The organism is Streptomyces sp. NBC_00576 (genome assembly GCF_036345175.1).
In the GTDB taxonomy this organism is placed as follows: domain Bacteria; phylum Actinomycetota; class Actinomycetes; order Streptomycetales; family Streptomycetaceae; genus Streptomyces.
Window position 1 is genome coordinate 74,931 of record NZ_CP107780.1, and the last position, 18,726, is coordinate 93,656.

The window sequence follows — 18,726 nt, forward strand, 5'->3', positions numbered from 1 at the left end:
TCATCGGGACTCCAGCCAGGCCGAGATCGCCTGCCACACCAGGCCCATCATGTCGGGGCGGACCATGTCCACGTGCCCGCACGGGATGGACACCTCCGTCATCTCGCCGGAGACATAAGGCGCCCACTTCGCGGTAAGGGGTCCGTCCTCCGGCGCGTTGTCCGCCGAGGTGAGGATCAGGGCGTCGCCCTCGAACCGGCCGGTGGCGTGCGCACCCCTGATCCGGGTGTTGTTCTCGAACGTCCGCGCGACGACCGCGATCTCCTCGTCGGAGAACCCGCCGAGCAGATGGCCGAACTCGGCCCGGATCGCGTCCTCCCACGACAGGTCCCCGTCGGCGGTCGCGCCGTCCTCGGCACCGGTGGTCGCGCGCTCGTCGTCGAGCGGGAACGAGTCCATGATGACCAGGGCTGCCACCTCCTCGCCTTGTTCCCACAGCTGGACGGCGATCTCATGCGCGGGAGCCGCACCGAAGGAGTAGCCGACGATGTGGTACGGACCGGTCGGCTGCACCTCGCGCATCTGCTCGATGTAGTCGGCCGCCATCTCCGCCAGCGAGGCCGCGAACGGAGCCTTGCCGTCGACGCCGCGGGCCTGGAGACCATAGACGGGCAGGTCCTCCGGCGTGTGCTGGGCGAAGGGCGTGTAGCACCAGCTCAGTCCGCCTGCTGGATGAACGCAGAACAGGGGCGGCCGATCACCGCCGTCGCGGATCGTCAGCAGCACACCGAGCGAGTCCCCCATCGACGACAGGCTGAGCGTGTTGCGCAGGGCGGTCACCGTCGGGGCGGCCATCACGTCCAGGACGGAGGTGGTGACGCCCCGGGCCTCCAGCCGGTGCACCAGCCTGACCGCCAGCAGTGAGTGCCCGCCGAGTGCGAAGAAGTCGTCGTCCGGCCCGACCTCGGGCAGCCCGAGCACTTCCGCGAACACCTCGCACATGGCCTGTTCCAGTGCCGCCAGCGGCCCGTGGGCCACCGCGCCGCCGACCCCGTGCGCGAGGTCGGGATCGGGTAGAGCTCTGCGGTCGAGCTTGCCGTTGACCGTCAGTGGCAGAGCGTCCAGCTCCACCAACGCCGACGGCAGCATGTACTGCGGCAGCCGCCCGAGGGCATACTCCCGGACCACACCCTCGAGAGCCGCACCCACCTCGTGCGGCACCAGATAGGCGACCAGGCGCTTGTCCCCGGGCACGTCCTCCCGCACCACGACAGCCGCCTGGGCCACCGCCGGATGGGCACCCAGGACGGCCTCCACCTCCCCCGGCTCCACCCGGAACCCACGGATCTTCACCTGCCCGTCGGCACGCCCGACGAACACCAACCGGCCTTCCGCATCCCAGCGCACCAAGTCACCCGTGCGGTACATCCGTTCACCGGCCACACCGAACGGGCAGGCCACGAACCGCTCACCGGTCAGCCCCGGCCGGCCGAGATAACCCCGCGCGACACCAACCCCGGCGACATACAGCTCCCCGGCCACACCCACCGGCACCGGACTGAGCCCGCCATCCAGGACATACGCCCGCATGTTGTCCAACGGCCGCCCGATCGGCAGCACCCCGTCCACCCGACCGGCATCCCCGACCCCGTACTGAGTGGCACACAAGGTCACCTCGGTCGGCCCGTACAACTGCCGCACCATCACACCAGGACTGGCCTCCAGCACCCGACGCACCGACTCCGCCGGCACCACATCCCCACCCGTCAACACCTCACCCACACCCGCAAAACAACCCGGATCCTGATCCGCCAGCACCCGCAGCAATCCGGCCGTCACATGCACATGCGACAGCTCGTGATCGGCGACCAGACGGCGCATCACCACCGCATCCACCCGCTCGTCCGGCGCGACGACAACCGTCGCGCCGGACAGCAGCGGGACCCACAACTCATACGACGAGGCATCAAAGGCATGCGGCGCGTGGAACAACACCCGCGACGGAGCACCCCAACAGCGATCCGTGGCCAGCGCCACGACATCCCGGTGCGTCACCACCACACCCTTCGGCACACCCGTCGAACCGGACGTGTACATCACATACGCGGCCGCATCAGGCTCCACAGTGGGCAGCGCCGCCTCCGCCGCCTGCGCAACCCCATCGACCCACACCACACCCAGGTCCGTCGTCCGGACGAACTCATGCCCAGCCGCATCCCCATGCGTGACAACCCACCGCACACCGGCGTCCTCGACCACCCCACGCATCCGCGCCACCGGCCAACCCACATCCAGCGGCAGATACACACCACCGGCCTTCAACACCGCCAACAACGCCACCACCAGGTCCACCGACCGCTCCATGACCACGGCGACGACCGACTCCTGCCCCACGCCCGACGCGACCAGCACCCGCGCCAACTCATCGGCCCGCACCTCCAGTTGGCCGTAACTCACCTCCGTGTCGCCGGACGCCAGCGCCACGGCGTCCGGATCGGCCGCCGCGCGCTCCGCGAACGCTTCCGGCAGCGAGACGTCCGCCACCGCGACCGAGGTGTCGTTGTGCCCCTCGACCAGCTGGGACCGTTCGGACTCGTCCAGCACGTCCACTGCCAGGAGCGGTGTGTCGGGGGCCTCTCCGAGGGCCGTGACCAAGTGGTCCAGGCAGGTGTGCAGCAGAGCGCAGACGTGGGCGGGATCGGCGGGAGCCACCGCGTCCACGGCGATGGTGAAGCCGTCACCGCCGACATCGACGGCCACGGCGAGCGGGTAGTCGGTGACGTCGCGGTCGGACAGCAGTTCCATGCCTGCCATGACATCGGAAGTCTCCTGCGGCACCTCCTGGTTGTGCCGGTAGTTGAAGAGCGAGGTGAACAGGGGACCACCGGGCAGCCCACTGGCCGCCTGGGCCAAGGCGAGGGGAGCGTGCTCATGGACCATCAGGTCGGCGAGCTGGTGCCGCAGACCGGTCAGCGCCTCCCCGACCGCCAGGCCGGCCATGCGCACCCGTACCGGCAGCGTGTTGATGAACAGGCCCGGCACACGGTCGGAGCCCGCCCCCGAGTTCATCCGGCCGAACACGATGGTCCCGAACACCACGTCGTCACGGCTCGACAGGGCGGCGAGCAGGCGTGCCCACGCCAGGTGGAAGACCGTTGCCGGGCTGACCCCCAGCGATCGGGCAACCCCCTTGAGCCGTCCGGTCAGGTCGCCGTCGACCCGGAGGGTGGCTTTCGCCACCGCCTTGCCGTCGCCATGCACCTCGACCAGCCCGTACGGGGTGGTCGGCTCGGTCACGTCGTCGAGGAGGTCGGTGAAGTAGCGCTGGTGCTCCTCCCTCGACACCCCTAGCCGTGCCTGCGCCACGAAGTCACGGAACGGCAGGGGCTGCGGCAGGTGTCCGGTCCTTCCGGCCAGGTACGCCCGCAGTTCGTCGAGCATCACCTGAAGGCCGGTGTGGTCCTGCAGCAGGTGGTGGACGCGGAGCAGGCACAGCCACCGGTCGCTGTGCGGGTCGGCGGCGATGTGTGTCGTCATCAACGGTGCCCGATCCAGGTCCATCCAGCCTCGGACGGCGGCCGCCAACTGCTCACCCGCGGCCTGGCCTTCGGGGTCGAGGACGACCTCGTCGACCGGCAGGTCGGCATGGCGCAGCACCACCTGGACGGGCTCCGGAAGACCGTCGGACACGAACGCCGTGCGGTAGACGCCGTGCCGGTCCACCACCCACTGCATCGCTTCGAGGAAGTCGTCCAGGCGTTGCCGCGAGTCGAACTCGATCACCGTGGGCGTCACGTACACGTCCGTGCCGTCCCGGTCGAGCATCAGATGGTGGAAGAAGATGCCTTCCTGCAGCGGGGCCAACGGGTACACGTCCTGCACGTTGGCCGCGCCGCCCGGCACCCGCGCCACCAGCCGCGCGACCTCGGCCTCACCCAGGTCGACCAGCGGCAGCATCTCCGGCGTGATGACGGTGGCACCGTCCGGGATCAGGTTCGGCGGTACCACCACCGTCTCCGGTCCCGCTGCCGCCGCCAGTCCGGCCGGTGTCGGCGTCATGAACAGCGCGCGCACCGACACCGACACCCCACGCTGTCGCAGCCACTCCACCAGCGACACCGCCAGCAGCGAGTGGCCGCCCAGGGCGAAGAAGTCGTCGTCCACGCCGACCGCCGGGAGGCCCAGCACCTCGGCGAACGCCTGGCACAGCAGCTCTTCCTCGATGGTGGCCGCGGCACGCCCGCCACCGGCGGTGTGGACCGGGGCCGGCAGTGCGCTGCGGTCGAGCTTCCCGTTCGCGGTCAACGGCAACGCGTCCACCGCCACCACGACCGAGGGCACCATGTACGACGGCAACCTCTCGGCCGCGTGGGCATGCGCCGCTTCCGCCACATCGCCGTCGTCCGGGTCGCCGGCCACGACGTACGCGACGAGCCGCTTGTCGCCCGGTACGTCCTCGCGCACCACGGCGGCGGCCCGACCGACCGCGGGGTGAGCGCTCAACACGGCCTCCACCTCGCCCAGCTCGATCCGAAATCCCCGGATCTTCACCTGGTCGTCCGCGCGGCCCAGGAACTCCAGCTCACCGTCCGTCCGCCACCGCACCACATCGCCGGTGCGGTACATGCGCTCTCCGGCTGATCCGAACGGGCAGGCCACGAAACGCTCCGCCGACAGCCCCCGGCGCTCCAAGTAGCCCCGAGCGAGCTGGGCTCCGGCCAGATACAGCTCGCCGGCCACGCCCGGTGGCACCAGCTGGAGCGTGCCGTCGAGCACATGGGCCCGCGTGTTGTCGACCGGGCGGCCGATCGGCACCTGGGGGGCACTCGTGCCCCGCGCGACCTCGGCGGCGGTCGCGTAGACCGTCACCTCGGTCGGACCGTACAGGTTGGTCGCCGTGGTTCCGACCGCCGTCATACGGTCGGCCAGGGATCGGGACAGCGCCTCGCCCGCGACGAGCAGTCGCAGGCCCCGCGCGGCCTCCTCGTGCGCTGTCAGCAGTGCGTGCCACAGCGACGGGGTCCCCTGCATCACGGTCACCCCGAACCGTGCGACGAGTTCGGCGACCGTCTCGGGATCCCGCACCTCCCCGTCCTGGGCGACCACGACCCCGGCGCCCGCGAGCAGCGGAACGTACAGCTCGAAGACGTGGATGTCGAAGGTCACCGTCGTCACGGCCAGCAGACGGTCCTCGGTGTCCATCGGGAACCGTCGGCCGATCCCCGCGACGAGGTTCGCCATGGCGCCGTGCGGAACGACGACTCCCTTGGGCCTGCCGGTGGACCCCGATGTGTAGATCACATAGGCCGGGTGGTCGGGGAGCAGTGGCGTGACACGTTCGCCGTCGGTGACTGCGGCGTCGTCCATGCCGACCAGCTTCGCGACCGTACGGGGATCGTCCAGGACGATCCGCTCCGGCCCGGACGCCCCGGCCTCGACCCCACGGTGGGTGAGCAGCAGCCCGGGCCGGGCCTCGTCGAGCATGAAGGCGATGCGCTCGGCCGGATGACCCGGGTCGATCGGGAGATACGCACCGCCGGCCTTCAGCACGGCCAGCAGGGCCACGAGCAGGTCGGCCGAGCGTTCCATGCACACCGCGACACGCGACTCCGGACCGATACCGCGCCGCACGAGCAGCCGGGCCAGCCGGTTCGCTCGCGCGTTCAGCTCGGCGTAGGTCAGCCGTGCTTCGCCGCACAGCACCGCCACCGCGTCGGGCGTCCTGAGCACCTGCGCCTCGAACATCGCGGGGACGGACAGGGTCGGCAGCGGGGTATCGGTGTCGTTCCACTCCTCGACGACCCGTCGCCGTTCGTCCGCGTCGAGCACGTCCACCGCGCTCAGACGCACGTCGGTGTCTGCGGCGACGGCTTCCAGGATGCGTACCAGGCAGCCCGCGATCCGCTCGGCCGTCTCCCGGTCGAACAGGTCGGCGGCGGCGATGAGCACGCCCTGCATACCCGCCGGAGCACCGGCGGCGTCGAGCATCTCGCCGACGGACAGATCGAGGTCGAACTTCGCCGCCGCACTTCCCATGGGCAGCGAGTCGGTGCGCAGCCCCGGCAGCTCCGCGGCGGGGTCGCCACCGGGCCCGCCCGTGTTCTGGAGGGTGAGCATGACCTGGAAGAGGGGGTGGCGGGCCAGTGAGCGGGTCGGGGCCAGCTCCTCGACCAGCCTCTCGAACGGCACGTCCTGGTTCTCGTACGCCGACAGGCTCACCGCCCGCACCCGCGCGAGCAGTTCACGGAAGGTCGGGTCACCGGACAGGTCGGTGCGGATCACGAGCGTGTTGACGAAGAAGCCGACCAGTTCGTTGAGGCCCTCATCCGTCCGCCCCGCGACCGACGCACCGATGGGGACGTCGCTGCCCGCGCCGAAGCGGTGCAGCAGCGTCGCGAGCGCGGCCTGGAGCACCATGAAGACCGTGACGCCCTCGGTGCGCACCACCTCCGACAGCCGCTGGTGGACCTCGGCGGGCACCAGCACGGGCACCTCGTACCCGCGGGTGGACACCTCGGCGGGACGCGGCCGGTCCGTGGGCAGCTCCAGTTCTTCCGGTGCCCCGGCGAGGGCGTCCCGCCAGTACTCCACCTGACGCGACAGAACACTGCCGGGGTCGTCCTCCTCGCCGAGCAGTTCTCGCTGCCAGAGCGCGTAGTCGACGTACTGCACCGGCAGCGGTGCCCAGCCCGGCTCGTGGTCCTCGCGGTGGGCGGCGTAGGCCTCCGCCATGTCGCGGGCCAGCGGCTCCATGGACCACGCGTCACCGGCGATGTGGTGGACCACCAGGACCAGCACATGCTCCTGAGGAGCCGTCGCGAACAACCACGCCCGCAGCGGGATCTCGGTGGAGAGGTCGAACGCGTACCCGGCCGCTCCGGCCACCGCCTCTTCGAGTCCGTCCGCGGCGACGTCCACGACCCGCAGTTCGAACCCGCAGTCGTCGACCAGCAACACCCGCTGGTACGGCTCCCCGTCCGCCATGGAGAACACCGTCCGCAGCACCTCGTGCCGCCCGATCACGTCGCGGAACGCCGCGGCCAGCGCCTCCCGGTCCAGCTCTCCGGTCAGCCGCAGGGTCAGGGGGATGTTGTACGTGGCGTTCGGTCCGTCCAACTGGCCGAGGAACCACAACCGCCGCTGTGCGAACGACAACGGTGCCCGCTCCGGCCGCTCCCGCGCCTCCAGCGCGGCACGTCCCGGCCCGGTCCGGACGAGCCTGCGCGCGAGGGCTGCCGGGGTCGGTGTCTCGAACAGTGCGCGGATCGGCAGCTCCGCGTCCAGCACCGCGCGCACCCGGCTCACCAGCCGCGTCGCCAGCAGCGAGTGCCCGCCGAGGGCGAAGAAGTCGTCGTCCACGCCGACGGCCGGCAGGCCGAGCACCTGGGCGAAGGCTCCGCACAGCAGTTCCTCGCGCGCGTCGGCCGCCGTCCTGCCCGCGCCGATCGTGTAGTCGGGGGCGGGGAGCGCCGTGCGGTCGAGCTTGCCGTTCGTCGTGAGCGGGAAGCCGTCCAGCTCCACGATCGCCGAGGGCACCATGTAGCCGGGCAGTTGCTCGGCGGCGTATGCGCGCACTGTCTGGGGCACGTCGCCGGCGTCCACGCCGCTCGCGGCGATCACATAGCCGGTGAGTCGTTTGTCTCCGGGCGTGTCCTCCCGCACGACCACCGCCACCTGGGCCACGGCCGGGTGCCCCGCCAGAACAGCCTCCACCTCACCCGGCTCGATACGGAACCCACGGATCTTCACCTGATCATCCGCACGCCCCACGAACACCAACTCACCGTCAGCGTCCCACCGCACCCGATCCCCGGTCCGATACATCCGCTCACCCGACACAAACGGACACGCCACAAACCGCTCACCCGTCAACACCGGCCGACGCAGATAACCACGCCCCACCTGCACCCCGGCCACATACAACTCACCCGCCACACCCACCGGCACCGGACACAGCCGGTCATCCAGCACGAACACCCGCATGTTCGCCACCGGACGCCCCACCGGCACCCCCGACCCCAAAGACCGGCCCCCCGCACGCCACACAGTCACATTCACCGTCGCCTCACTCGGCCCGTAACTGTTGAACAACGTGCGACCACCCGCCACCCAACGCTCCACCAGACCAGGCGGACACACCTCACCACCCACATCCAGCACGAACCCCGGATCCAGCACACCCTCATCCATCAACACCGCCACCCCCGGCGGCAACGTCGCATGCGTCACCCCCTCATCCAGCAGGAAACGCACCAACTCATCACCCAGCCGCGACTCCCCCGGCACCGTCACCAACGCCGCCCCCCGCAGCAACGCCAGCAACCACTCCTCACAGAACGCGTCAAAACCCACCGACGCGAACTGCGCCACCCGACTCCCCGGCCCCACCCCATACCGGTCATGACTCGCCACATAACTCACACACGCCTCATGCGAGACCATCACGCCCTTCGGCCGCCCCGTCGACCCAGACGTGAAGATCACATACGCCGGATGCGACGGCAGCAACGGAGCAAGCCGGTCCACGTCCGACACCGGACCCTCGTCATAACCGTCGACCTCCGCAAGGAACTCCGGACTGTCCACCACCAGCACCGGAGCCGCATCCTCCAACACGAAACGAATCCGCTCCGCAGGCTGCCCCGGATCAACCGCCACAAAGGCACCACCCGCCTTCAACACCGCCAGAACCGCCACCACCAACTCCGGCGACCGCTCCAACACCAAAGCCACCACCGACTCCGGACCCACCCCCGACACGACCAGCTTCCGCGCCAGACAATTCGCCCACGCATCCACCTCCGCATACGACAGCTCCACACCACCACCGGACAACGCCACCGCCTCCGGCAACCGCACCACCTGCGCCGCAAACAAGTCCGGCAGCGACACCTGCGGTACATCCGTGACGGGGCCGTTCCAGCCGTGGAGGACCTGGTGGTGCTCCTGCGAGTCCAGCACCTCCACCGCCGCGAGCCCGGTGTCCGGCGCGTCCTCGAGAACGGAGACCAGGTTGTCCAGGCAGGTGTGCAGCAGCCGGCAGACCTGGTCGGGGTCGGCCGGGGCGTGCGCGTCGGCGGTCAGCAGGAACCGCTCTCCGGCGTCGTCCACGGACATGGTCACCGGGTAGTTGCTCTGTTCCCGGTACCCGAGCAGGCCGATGCCGCCCACGCGGTCGGTCGGCTCGACGGGGCGTTCGGCCTCCGGCGCCGTGGTGAACCGGTAGTTGAACAGCGACGTGAACAGCGGGGTGCCGCCCGGCACGCCGCTGACCGACTGTGCCAGCGTGAGCGGTGCGTGCTCGTGGACCATCAGCTCGGCGAGTTGGGTCCGCATGTCCGACAGTGCGGCGTCGGACCCGGTGCCGTCGAGACGGACGCGCACGGGCAGCGTGTTCATGAACAGGCCCGGCACGCGGGCGGAGCCCGTCCCCGAGTTCATCCGGCCGAAGACGATCGTGCCGAAGGCCACGTCGTCGCGTCCCGACAGCGCGCCGAGCACCCGGGCCCACGCCAGGTGGAAGACGGTCGCCGGGCTGACTCCCCTCGACCGCGCCAGCGTGCGAACCCGTTCGGCCAGCGCGTCGTCGACCCAGTGCTGGGCACGCGCCTCCGGGCCGCCGTCACCGAGCACGTCCATCAGCCCGTACGGGGCGGTCGGCTCGGTCAGGTCGCCGAGCAGGCCGGAGAAGTAGGCCTCGTGCTCCTCGCGCGTGATCCCCAGCCGCGCCTGCGCCACGTACCCGCGGAACGGTACGGGGTCGGGCAGTTCGTCAGCATGGCCGGTCAGGATCGCGCGTACCTCGTCCAGGAGCACGTCCAGGGCGGTGTGGTCCTGCACCAGGTGGTGGATGAGCAGGAGTGCCACCCAGCGGTCGGTGCCCGGCTCTGCGGCGACCCTGACCCGCATCAGCGGTGCCCGGTCCAGTGCCTGCCATGCCCCCGCTTCGACCAGCAGTTGCTCGGCGGGATCCGCGTCGGCGTCGAGCACGACCTCGTCCACCGGCAGCTCGGCGGTACGCCACACGACCTGCACCGGCTCGCGCAGTCCTTCCCAGACGATCGCCGTCCGGTAGGTGTCGTGACGGTCGACGATCCGCTGCAGCGCCGCCAGGAACCCGTCGAGGACGTCACGCGAGTCGAAGCCGAGCACGGTCGGCAGCACGTACACGTCGCCGTTGTCACCGCCGGCCATCAAGTGGTGGAAGAACATTCCCTCCTGGAGCGGGGCCAGCGGGTAGATGTCCGCGACATTGGCCGCACCACCGGGCACCGTGTCGACCACCCGGGCGATCTCCGCCTCGGTCAGGTCGGTCAGGGTCAGCATGTCCGGCGTGATCGCGGTCGCGCCCGGCGGGATGAGGTTCGGCGGCACCGTCACGTGTTCCGGACCGGCTGCGGCGGCCAGCCCGGCGGGTGTGGCGTTCTGGAACAGCGCCCGCACGGACACCGACACCCCGCGCTCACGCAGATACTCGACGAGGGAGACGGCCAGCAGCGAGTGTCCGCCCAGGGCGAAGAAGTCGTCGTCCACTCCGACGCGTTCGAGGCCCAGCACCTGTGCGAAGGCCATGCACAGCAGTTCCTCGCGCGGCCCCGTCGGAGCACGGCCCGAGCCGGCGGCCGCCGCGAAGTCCGGTGCTGGCAGCACCTTGCGGTCGAGTTTCCCGTTCGCGGTCAGCGGCAGCGCGTCCAGCACCACCACAGCCGAGGGCACCATGTACGACGGCAGCCGCTCGGCCGCGTGGGCCCGCACCGCTTCGGCCAGTTGGTCCGCATCCAGGACGTCGGCCACCACATAAGCGATGAGGCGCTTGTCTCCCGGAGTCTGCTCGCGCACGACCGCGGCAGCCCGTTCGACCGTCGGGTGGCCGGCCAGCGCGGCCTCGACCTCACCGAGCTCGATCCGGAACCCGCGGATCTTGACCTGGTCGTCCGCACGGCTCAGGAACTCCAGTTGGCCATCGCCGCGCCATCGGACCACGTCACCGGTGCGGTACATCCGCTCGCCCGAGCCGAACGGGCAGGCCACGAAGCGTTCCGCCGACAGTCCCGGACGCCGCAGATACCCACGCGCCACCTGGACACCGGCCAGATACAGCTCACCCTGGGTACCCGGCGCCACCGGCCGCAGCGCGCCGTCGAGCACGTACGCCCGTGTGTTGGAGATCGGCCGCCCGATCGGCACCTGGGAAGCCGCGGCGTCTGTCTCGATGCCGGCAGCGGTCGCCCAGACCGTCACCTCGGTCGGGCCGTACAGGTTGGTGACGGTGCTGCCGAGGGCGGCCATACGGGCGGCCAGGGCACCCGGCAGCGCCTCGCCGCCCACCAGCAGGCGCAGCCCGCGCGCGGCCTCGGCGTGCTCGGTCAGCAACGCCTGCCACAGCGCCGGGGTCGCCTGCATCACGGTCACGCCGAACCGGTCGATGAGCGCGGCCACCTCCGCCGGATCCCGGACGGCCGCGTCCTGGGCGACCACGACCCCGGCGCCCGCGAGCAGCGGGACGTACAGCTCCAGGACATGGATGTCGAAGGACACGGTCGTCACGGCCAGCAGGCGGTCGGCGGCGTCCATCGGGAAGCGCGCCCTCATCGCCGTGACGAAGTTCGCCATCGCGCTGTGCGGGACGACGACCCCCTTGGGCCGGCCGGTGGAACCCGACGTGTGAATCACGTAGGCCGCGTGCCCGGGGAGGAGCGCGCCAAGGCGCTCGGAGGCCGTCAGATCTCCGGCGTCCAGCGCCCGAAGCTCCGCCGCCGTACCAGGATCGTCCACGACGATCCGCCCCGGCCCGGACAGCTCCGCGTCGGTCTCTCGGCTGGTGAGGAGCAGCCCGGGGCGGGTGTCGTCGAGTATGTGCCCGATGCGCTCGGCCGGGTGGTCGGGGTCGATCGGCAGATACGCGCCGCCGGCCTTCAGTACCGCCAGCAGAGCGACGAGCAGGTCGGCCGAACGTCGCATGCACACCGCGACGGTCCGCTCCGGACCGACGCCGTGCCGGACGAGCAGCCGGGCCAGCTGGTTGACCCGCGCGTTCAGCTCGGCGTAGGTCAGCCGGGTGTCACCGCTCAGCACCGCGACGGAGTCCGGCGTCCTCGCCACCTGCGCCTCGAACGCGTCGGGTACGCGCAGCGCCGGTACCGGGGCGTCGGTGTCGTTCCACTCCTCGACGACCCGTCGCCGCTCGCCCGCGTCGAGCACGTCCACCGCGCTCAGCCGCACATCGGTGTTCTCGGCGATCAGCCTCAGGACCCGCACCAGGCAGCCCGCGATCCGTTCGGCCGTCGTCTCGTCGAACAGGTCGGCGGCGGCGACGAGCATGCCCTGTATCCCCGTGGGGGCGCCCGCCGCGTCGAAGCTCTCGCCCATGGTGATGTCGAGGTCGAACTTGGCCGCCACACCGTCGGTGGCCAACGAGGCGGTCCGCAGGCCCGGCAGCGCTGCGGACGGGCTGCCGCCCGCCCCGCCCGCGTTCTGGAGGGTGAGCATGACCTGGAACAGGGGATGCCGGGCCAGCGACCGCGCCGGGGCCAGTTCCTCGACCAGCTTCTCGAAGGGCACGTCCTGGTGGGTGAATGCCGCGAGCGAGGTGTCGCGCACCCGGCGGAGGACGCCGGCGACCGTGGGGTCGTCGGACAGATCGGTCCGTATGACGAGGGTGTTGACGAAGAAGCCGATCAGGTCCTCCAGGGCCTGGTCGGTGCGCCCGGCGACCGCAGTGCCGATCGGGATGTCCGTACCGGCGCCCAGCCGGGACAGGGCCACGGCCAGCGCGGTCTGCACGGTCATGAACAAGGTCACGCCGTGCTCCCGCGCCACCTCTCGCAGGCGTTCGTGCAGGGCGGCGGGTATCTCGACGGGAGTCTGGTGTCCCTGGTAGGACGCCGTCGCCGGGCGCGGCCGGTCGGTCGGCAGGTCCAGTTCCTCCGGCGCGCCGTCGAGGGTGTCCCGCCAGAAGGCGACCTGCTGGGAGATCACGCTGTCGGGGTCGTCCTCGTCACCGAGAAGTTCCCGCTGCCACAGGGCGTAGTCGGCGTACTGCACGGGCAACGGCGTCCAGGCCGGTTCCTCGTCGTCGCACCGCGCCGCGTACGCCGCCGCGATGTCGCGTGCCAGAGGCACCATCGACCAGGCGTCCGCCGCGATGTGGTGCACCACCAGGACCAGAAGGTGTTCCTCCGGTGCCGCCGTGAACAACGCCGCCCGTACGGGGATCTCCGCGCCGAGGTCGAACGCGTGCTCCGCCGCCCGGGCCACCGCGTCCGCCACGTCACCGGAGGCCATCTCGATGACCGGCACCTCGAATCCGCTGGCGTCGAGGGGGAGGCTCCGCTGGTACGGCTCACCGCCCTCCATGGAGAAGACCGTGCGCAGGACCTCGTGACGGTCGATCACGTCGCGCAGCGCGGCGTCCAGCGCGACTCGGTCCAACAGGCCGGTGATCCGCGTCGCGAGCGGAATGTTGTACGTGGCGCTGGGACCCTCCAACTGCCCGAGGAACCACAGCCGCCGCTGCGCGAACGACAGCGGCACCCGCTCCGGCCGTTCGTACGCGGCCAGTTCGATCCGTCCGGGCCGGGCCTGGACGAGCCAGCGCGCGAGACTCGCCGGAGTCGGCATGTCGAACAACGCGACGATCGTCATCTCCACATGGAACGTAGCCCGGATCCTGCCGACGAGGACGGTGGCCAGCAGCGAGTGCCCGCCCAGGGCGAAGAAGTCGTCGTCCACTCCGAACTCGGGCAACCCGAGCACGTCGGCGAACGCCTGACACAGCAGTTCCTCGCGGGCGTCGGCCGGCGCCCGCCCAGCACCCCTCGCGTAGTCGGGAGCGGGCAGCGCGGCACGGTCCACCTTCCCGTTCGCCATCAACGGCAGGGCATCCAGCTCGACCAGGGCCGACGGCAGCATGTACTGCGGCAGCCGCTCGGTGGCGTATGCGCGGACGGTGACGCCGAGGACCTCGCCCCGTTCGGCGGGCACCAGATAGGCGACCAGGCGCTTGTCCCCGGGCACGTCCTCCCGCACCACGACAACCGCCTGGGCCACCGCCGGATGGGCACCCAGGACGGCCTCCACCTCCCCCGGCTCCACCCGGAACCCACGGATCTTCACCTGCCCGTCGGCACGCCCGACGAACACCAACCGGCCTTCCGCATCCCAGCGCACCAAGTCACCCGTGCGGTACATCCGTTCACCGGCCACACCGAACGGGCAGGCCACGAACCGCTCACCGGTCAGCCCCGGCCGGCCGAGATAACCCCGCGCGACACCAACCCCGGCGACATACAGCTCCCCGGCCACACCCACCGGCACCGGACTGAGCCCGCCATCCAGGACATACGCCCGCATGTTGTCCAACGGCCGCCCGATCGGCAGCACCCCGTCCACCCGACCGGCATCCCCGACCCCGTACTGAGTGGCACACAAGGTCACCTCGGTCGGCCCGTACAACTGCCGCACCATCACACCAGGACTGGCCTCCAGCACCCGACGCACCGACTCCGCCGGCACCACATCCCCACCCGTCAACACCTCACCCACACCCGCAAAACAACCCGGATCCTGATCCGCCAGCACCCGCAGCAATCCGGCCGTCACATGCACATGCGACAGCTCGTGATCGGCGACCAGACGGCGCATCACCACCGCATCCACCCGCTCGTCCGGCGCGACGACAACCGTCGCGCCGGACAGCAGCGGGACCCACAACTCATACGACGAGGCATCAAAGGCATGCGGCGCGTGGAACAACACCCGCGACGGAGCACCCCAACAGCGATCCGTGGCCAGCGCCACGACATCCCGGTGCGTCACCACCACACCCTTCGGCACACCCGTCGAACCGGACGTGTACATGATGTAGGCCGCCTGCTGGGGCGAGGACGGCCGGGGCAGTGCTCCTTCCTCTGCCTCCGCCTCTGCCTCTGCCTCCACCGAAAACGTCGGGAGGTCGAGGTCACGCAGGAATGCGTGTCCGGCCGTCGGCTCGTGGACCACCACGCATCGCGCGCCCGAGTCCTTCACGACAGTCCGCATCCGTGCGACCGGCCATCCCGCGTCCAGCGGCACGTACACGCCGCCGGCCTTCAGGACGGCCAGCAGCGTCACCACCAGATCGACCGACCGCTCCATCACGACCGCGACGGTCGACTCCGCGTCCACGCCCGCCGCGACCAACGCCCGCGCCAGCCTGTCCGAGCGGGCGTCCAGCTCGGCGTAACCGATCTCGACGTCGCCGGAGATCAGCGCCGTGGCCTGCGGGGCACGTGCCGCCTGTGCGGCGAACGCGACCGGAACGGTCACGTCGGGAACGTCCACGGCCGTGTCGTTCCACTCGACCCGTACCCGGTTCCCGGCCTGCGCGTCCAGGACGTCCACTCGGGCGAGCGGGGTGTCCGGAGCTTCCGTCAGGGCGGTGACCAGGTTGGTGAGGCAGGTGTGCATGAGTGCGCAGACCTGGTCGGGGTCGGCGGGCGCCATCGCGTTCACGGTGATGACGAAGCTGGGGCCGTCATTGTCGATGGACATGTGCAGCGGGTAGTTCGTGTGCTCTCGGGTGAAGATCGTCCGGATGCCTTCGATGCCCTCACCGGACTCCGGTTCGTCCCGGTTGTGCCGGTAGTTGAAGAGCGAGGTGAACAGCGGGCTGCCACCGGGCAGGCCGGCGGCGGCCTGGGCCAGCGACAGCGGCGCGTGCTCGTGGACCATGAGGTCGGCGAGTTGGTGGCGCAGTTCGGTCAGGGCCTCGGCCACGCTCTTCCGGGCCATACGTACGCGCACCGGCAAGGTGTTGAGGAACAGGCCCGGCGCCCGGTCGGCGCCCGCGCCTGCGTTCATGCGCCCGAACAGGAGCGTGCCGAACACCACGTCGTCGCTCTCAGACACCACGCCGAGGACGCGCGCCCACGCCAGATGGAACAGGGCTGCCGGGCTGACCCCGAGCGACCGCGCCACCCCGCGCATCCGCTCGGTCAGGGCGTCGTCCACGCGCAGGCGGGCATGTGCGGCCTCCTCGCCGTCACCGTGCACGTCCGTCAGGCCATAGGGAGCGGTGGTCTCGGTGACGTCGCCGAGCAGCCCGGTGAAGTACCGCTCGTGCTCCTCCCGCGAGGTCCCGAGCCGTGCCTGCGCGACGAAGTGACGGAACGGCACCGGAGGCGCCAGCCGGTCGGCCTCCCCGGCCAGGAACGCCCGTAGGTCTTCGAGCAGCACCTCCACGGAGGTGTGGTCCTGGACCAGATGGTGGATGCGCAGCAGCATCAGCCAGCCGCCGTCGGGGCCGGCGGCGATGTGCGCCCGCAGCAATGGCGCGCTGTCCAGCTCGATCCGGCCGCCCGCCGCCGCACGAAGCTGCTCGACCGCGTTCGGACCGTCGGGGTCGAGCTCCATCTCCTCGACCGGCAGTTCGGCGTGGCGCCACACGACCTGGACCGGTTCCGGCAGCCCTTCCCACACGATCGCGGTGCGGTAGATGTCGTGCCGGTCCATCACCCACTGCATCGCCGCGAGGAACTCGTCGAGCCTTTCACGGGAGTCGAAGTCGAGGACGGTCGGTGTCACATAGACGTCCGTGCCGTCCCGGTCGGCCACGAGATGGTGGAAGAAGATGCCTTCCTGCAGCGGGGCCAACGGGTACACGTCCTGCACGTTGGCCGCGCCGCCCGGCACCTGCCCCACGACCCGGGCGATCTCGGCCTCGGTCAGCTCGACCAGCGGCAGCATCTCCGGCGTGATCTCGGTGGCCCCCTCGGGGATGAGGCCGAGCGGCACCACCACCGACTCCGGAACCGCCACGGCGGCCAGCCCTGCCGGGGTCGAGGTCATGAACAGGGCCCGCACCGAGACGGACATACCGCGCTGTCGCAGCCACTCCACCAGGGACACCGCGAGCAGGGAGTGCCCGCCGAGGGCGAAGAAGTCGTCGTCGACCCCGACCACCGGCAGCCCCAGCACCTCGGCGAACGCCTGGCACAGCAGCTCTTCCTGAGCCGTGACCGGGGCGCGTCCGGCACCCGCGCCGGCGTGGTCCGGCTCCGGCAGCGCCCTGCGGTCCAGCTTGCCGTTGACCGTCAAGGGCAGGGTCTCGAGCTCCACGAACGCCGAGGGCACCATGTACGACGGCAACCGCTCCACCGCGAACCCGCGCACCGCGTCCAGGACACCGTCGCAGCCGTCGGCGGGCACGACGTAGCCGATCAACCGCGTTCCGCCCAGGGCGTCGTCGCGCGCGATCACCGCGGCCTGGACCACGTCCGGGTGCGCCGCCAGCACGGCCGACACCTCACCCGGCTCGATCCGGAACCCACGGATCTTCACCTGCTCATCCGCACGCCCCGCGAACACCAGCCGACCGTCCGCAGCCCACCGGGCCCGGTCACCCGACCGGTACATCCGGCCCCCCGCCACACCGAACGGACACCCGACGAACCGCTCACCGGTCAGCCCCGGGCGGCCCATGTAGCCCCGCGCGACCTGCGCCCCGGCCACATACAACTCACCGGTCACGCCCACCGGGACCGGCCGCAGCCACTCATCCAGCACATACACCGACAGCCCCGGCAGACCCCGCCCGATCACACTGCCGTCCGTGCTCTCGTCCGGCCCGAGATCGTGGTGCGTGACATGCACCGTGGTCTCGGTGATGCCGTACATGTTCACCAGCCGGGGCCCGGCCCCGCCCAACCGCTCCCACCAGCCGGCCAGCCGCGCCGGCTCCAGCGCCTCACCGCCGAACACCACCACCCGCAGGTCGTGCAGCGCACCGGCACGGTGCGACTGAGCCTCCATCAGCTGGTAGAACGCCGAAGGCGTCTGACTCAGCACCGTCACCCGCTCGCGCTCCAACAGCTCCGCGAACTCCCCCGGCGACCGCGACACCTCGAACGGCACCACCACCACCCGCCCGCCATGCAGCAACGCACCCCACAACTCCCAGACCGAGACGTCGAAGGCGAACGAGTGGAAGCCGCTCCACACGTCGTCGGCGCCGAAGTCGAAGACCTTCCGGGCAGCGGCGAACAACGCCACCACGTTCCGGTGCGGCACCAGCACACCCTTGGGCCGTCCGGTGGAGCCCGACGTGTAGATCACATACGCCGGGTGGGACGGCAGCAACGGAGCAAGCCGGTCCAAGCCGGTCGTCGACTCGATCTCCGCGCCGTCGACCACGACGGCCGTCACGCCCTCCGGCAGGCTCGACGCGTACTCCGCCGTCGTGACGACACACCTCGCACCCGCGTCCGCCAGCACGAACGCGACCCGCTCGGCCGGATAGTCCGGGTCCAGCGGCAGATACGCACCACCCGCCTTCCCCACCGCCACCATCGCCACCACCACATCGACCGACCGCGCCATGAACACACCGACGACCGACTCCGGGCCCACTCCCCGCCCGGCCAGACCACGCGCCAGCCGATCAGCACGGGCTTCCAACTCCGCATACGACAAGGCCACGTCACCCATCGAGACGGCGACCGCCTGCGGTGTCCTCGCCACCTGCGCCTCGAACAGCTCCGGCAGCGTCGCCTCCGGTGTCGGCAGCTCCGGGTCGTTCCATTCCTCGACGAGGACGGACAGTTCGGCCTCGTCCAGCACGTCGACGGCGCTGAGACGCAGGTCGGGGCGGCGGGTGAGCGTGTCGAGCACCCGGGTGAACCAGGTCCCGATCCGGTCGGCGGTGTCCTGGTCGAACAGGTCGGCAGCCGCGACGAGCGTGCCGTGCATCCCGGTCGGGGCGCCCTCCGCGTCGAAGGTCTCCGCGAAGGCCACGTCGAGGTCGAACTT

General features: G+C 70.8%; 1 protein-coding gene (cut by a window edge). It reads right to left on the bottom strand.

The window, feature by feature from the left end:
• On the bottom strand, window positions 1-18,726 hold the 3' portion of the coding sequence (locus OG734_RS00340) for a non-ribosomal peptide synthetase (RefSeq protein WP_330285434.1). Its footprint extends 7,479 nt past the window's final position; only the last 18,726 of its 26,205 coding nucleotides appear in the window; its start codon lies off the right edge, out of view — the gene reads right to left on this strand; its stop codon occupies window positions 1-3.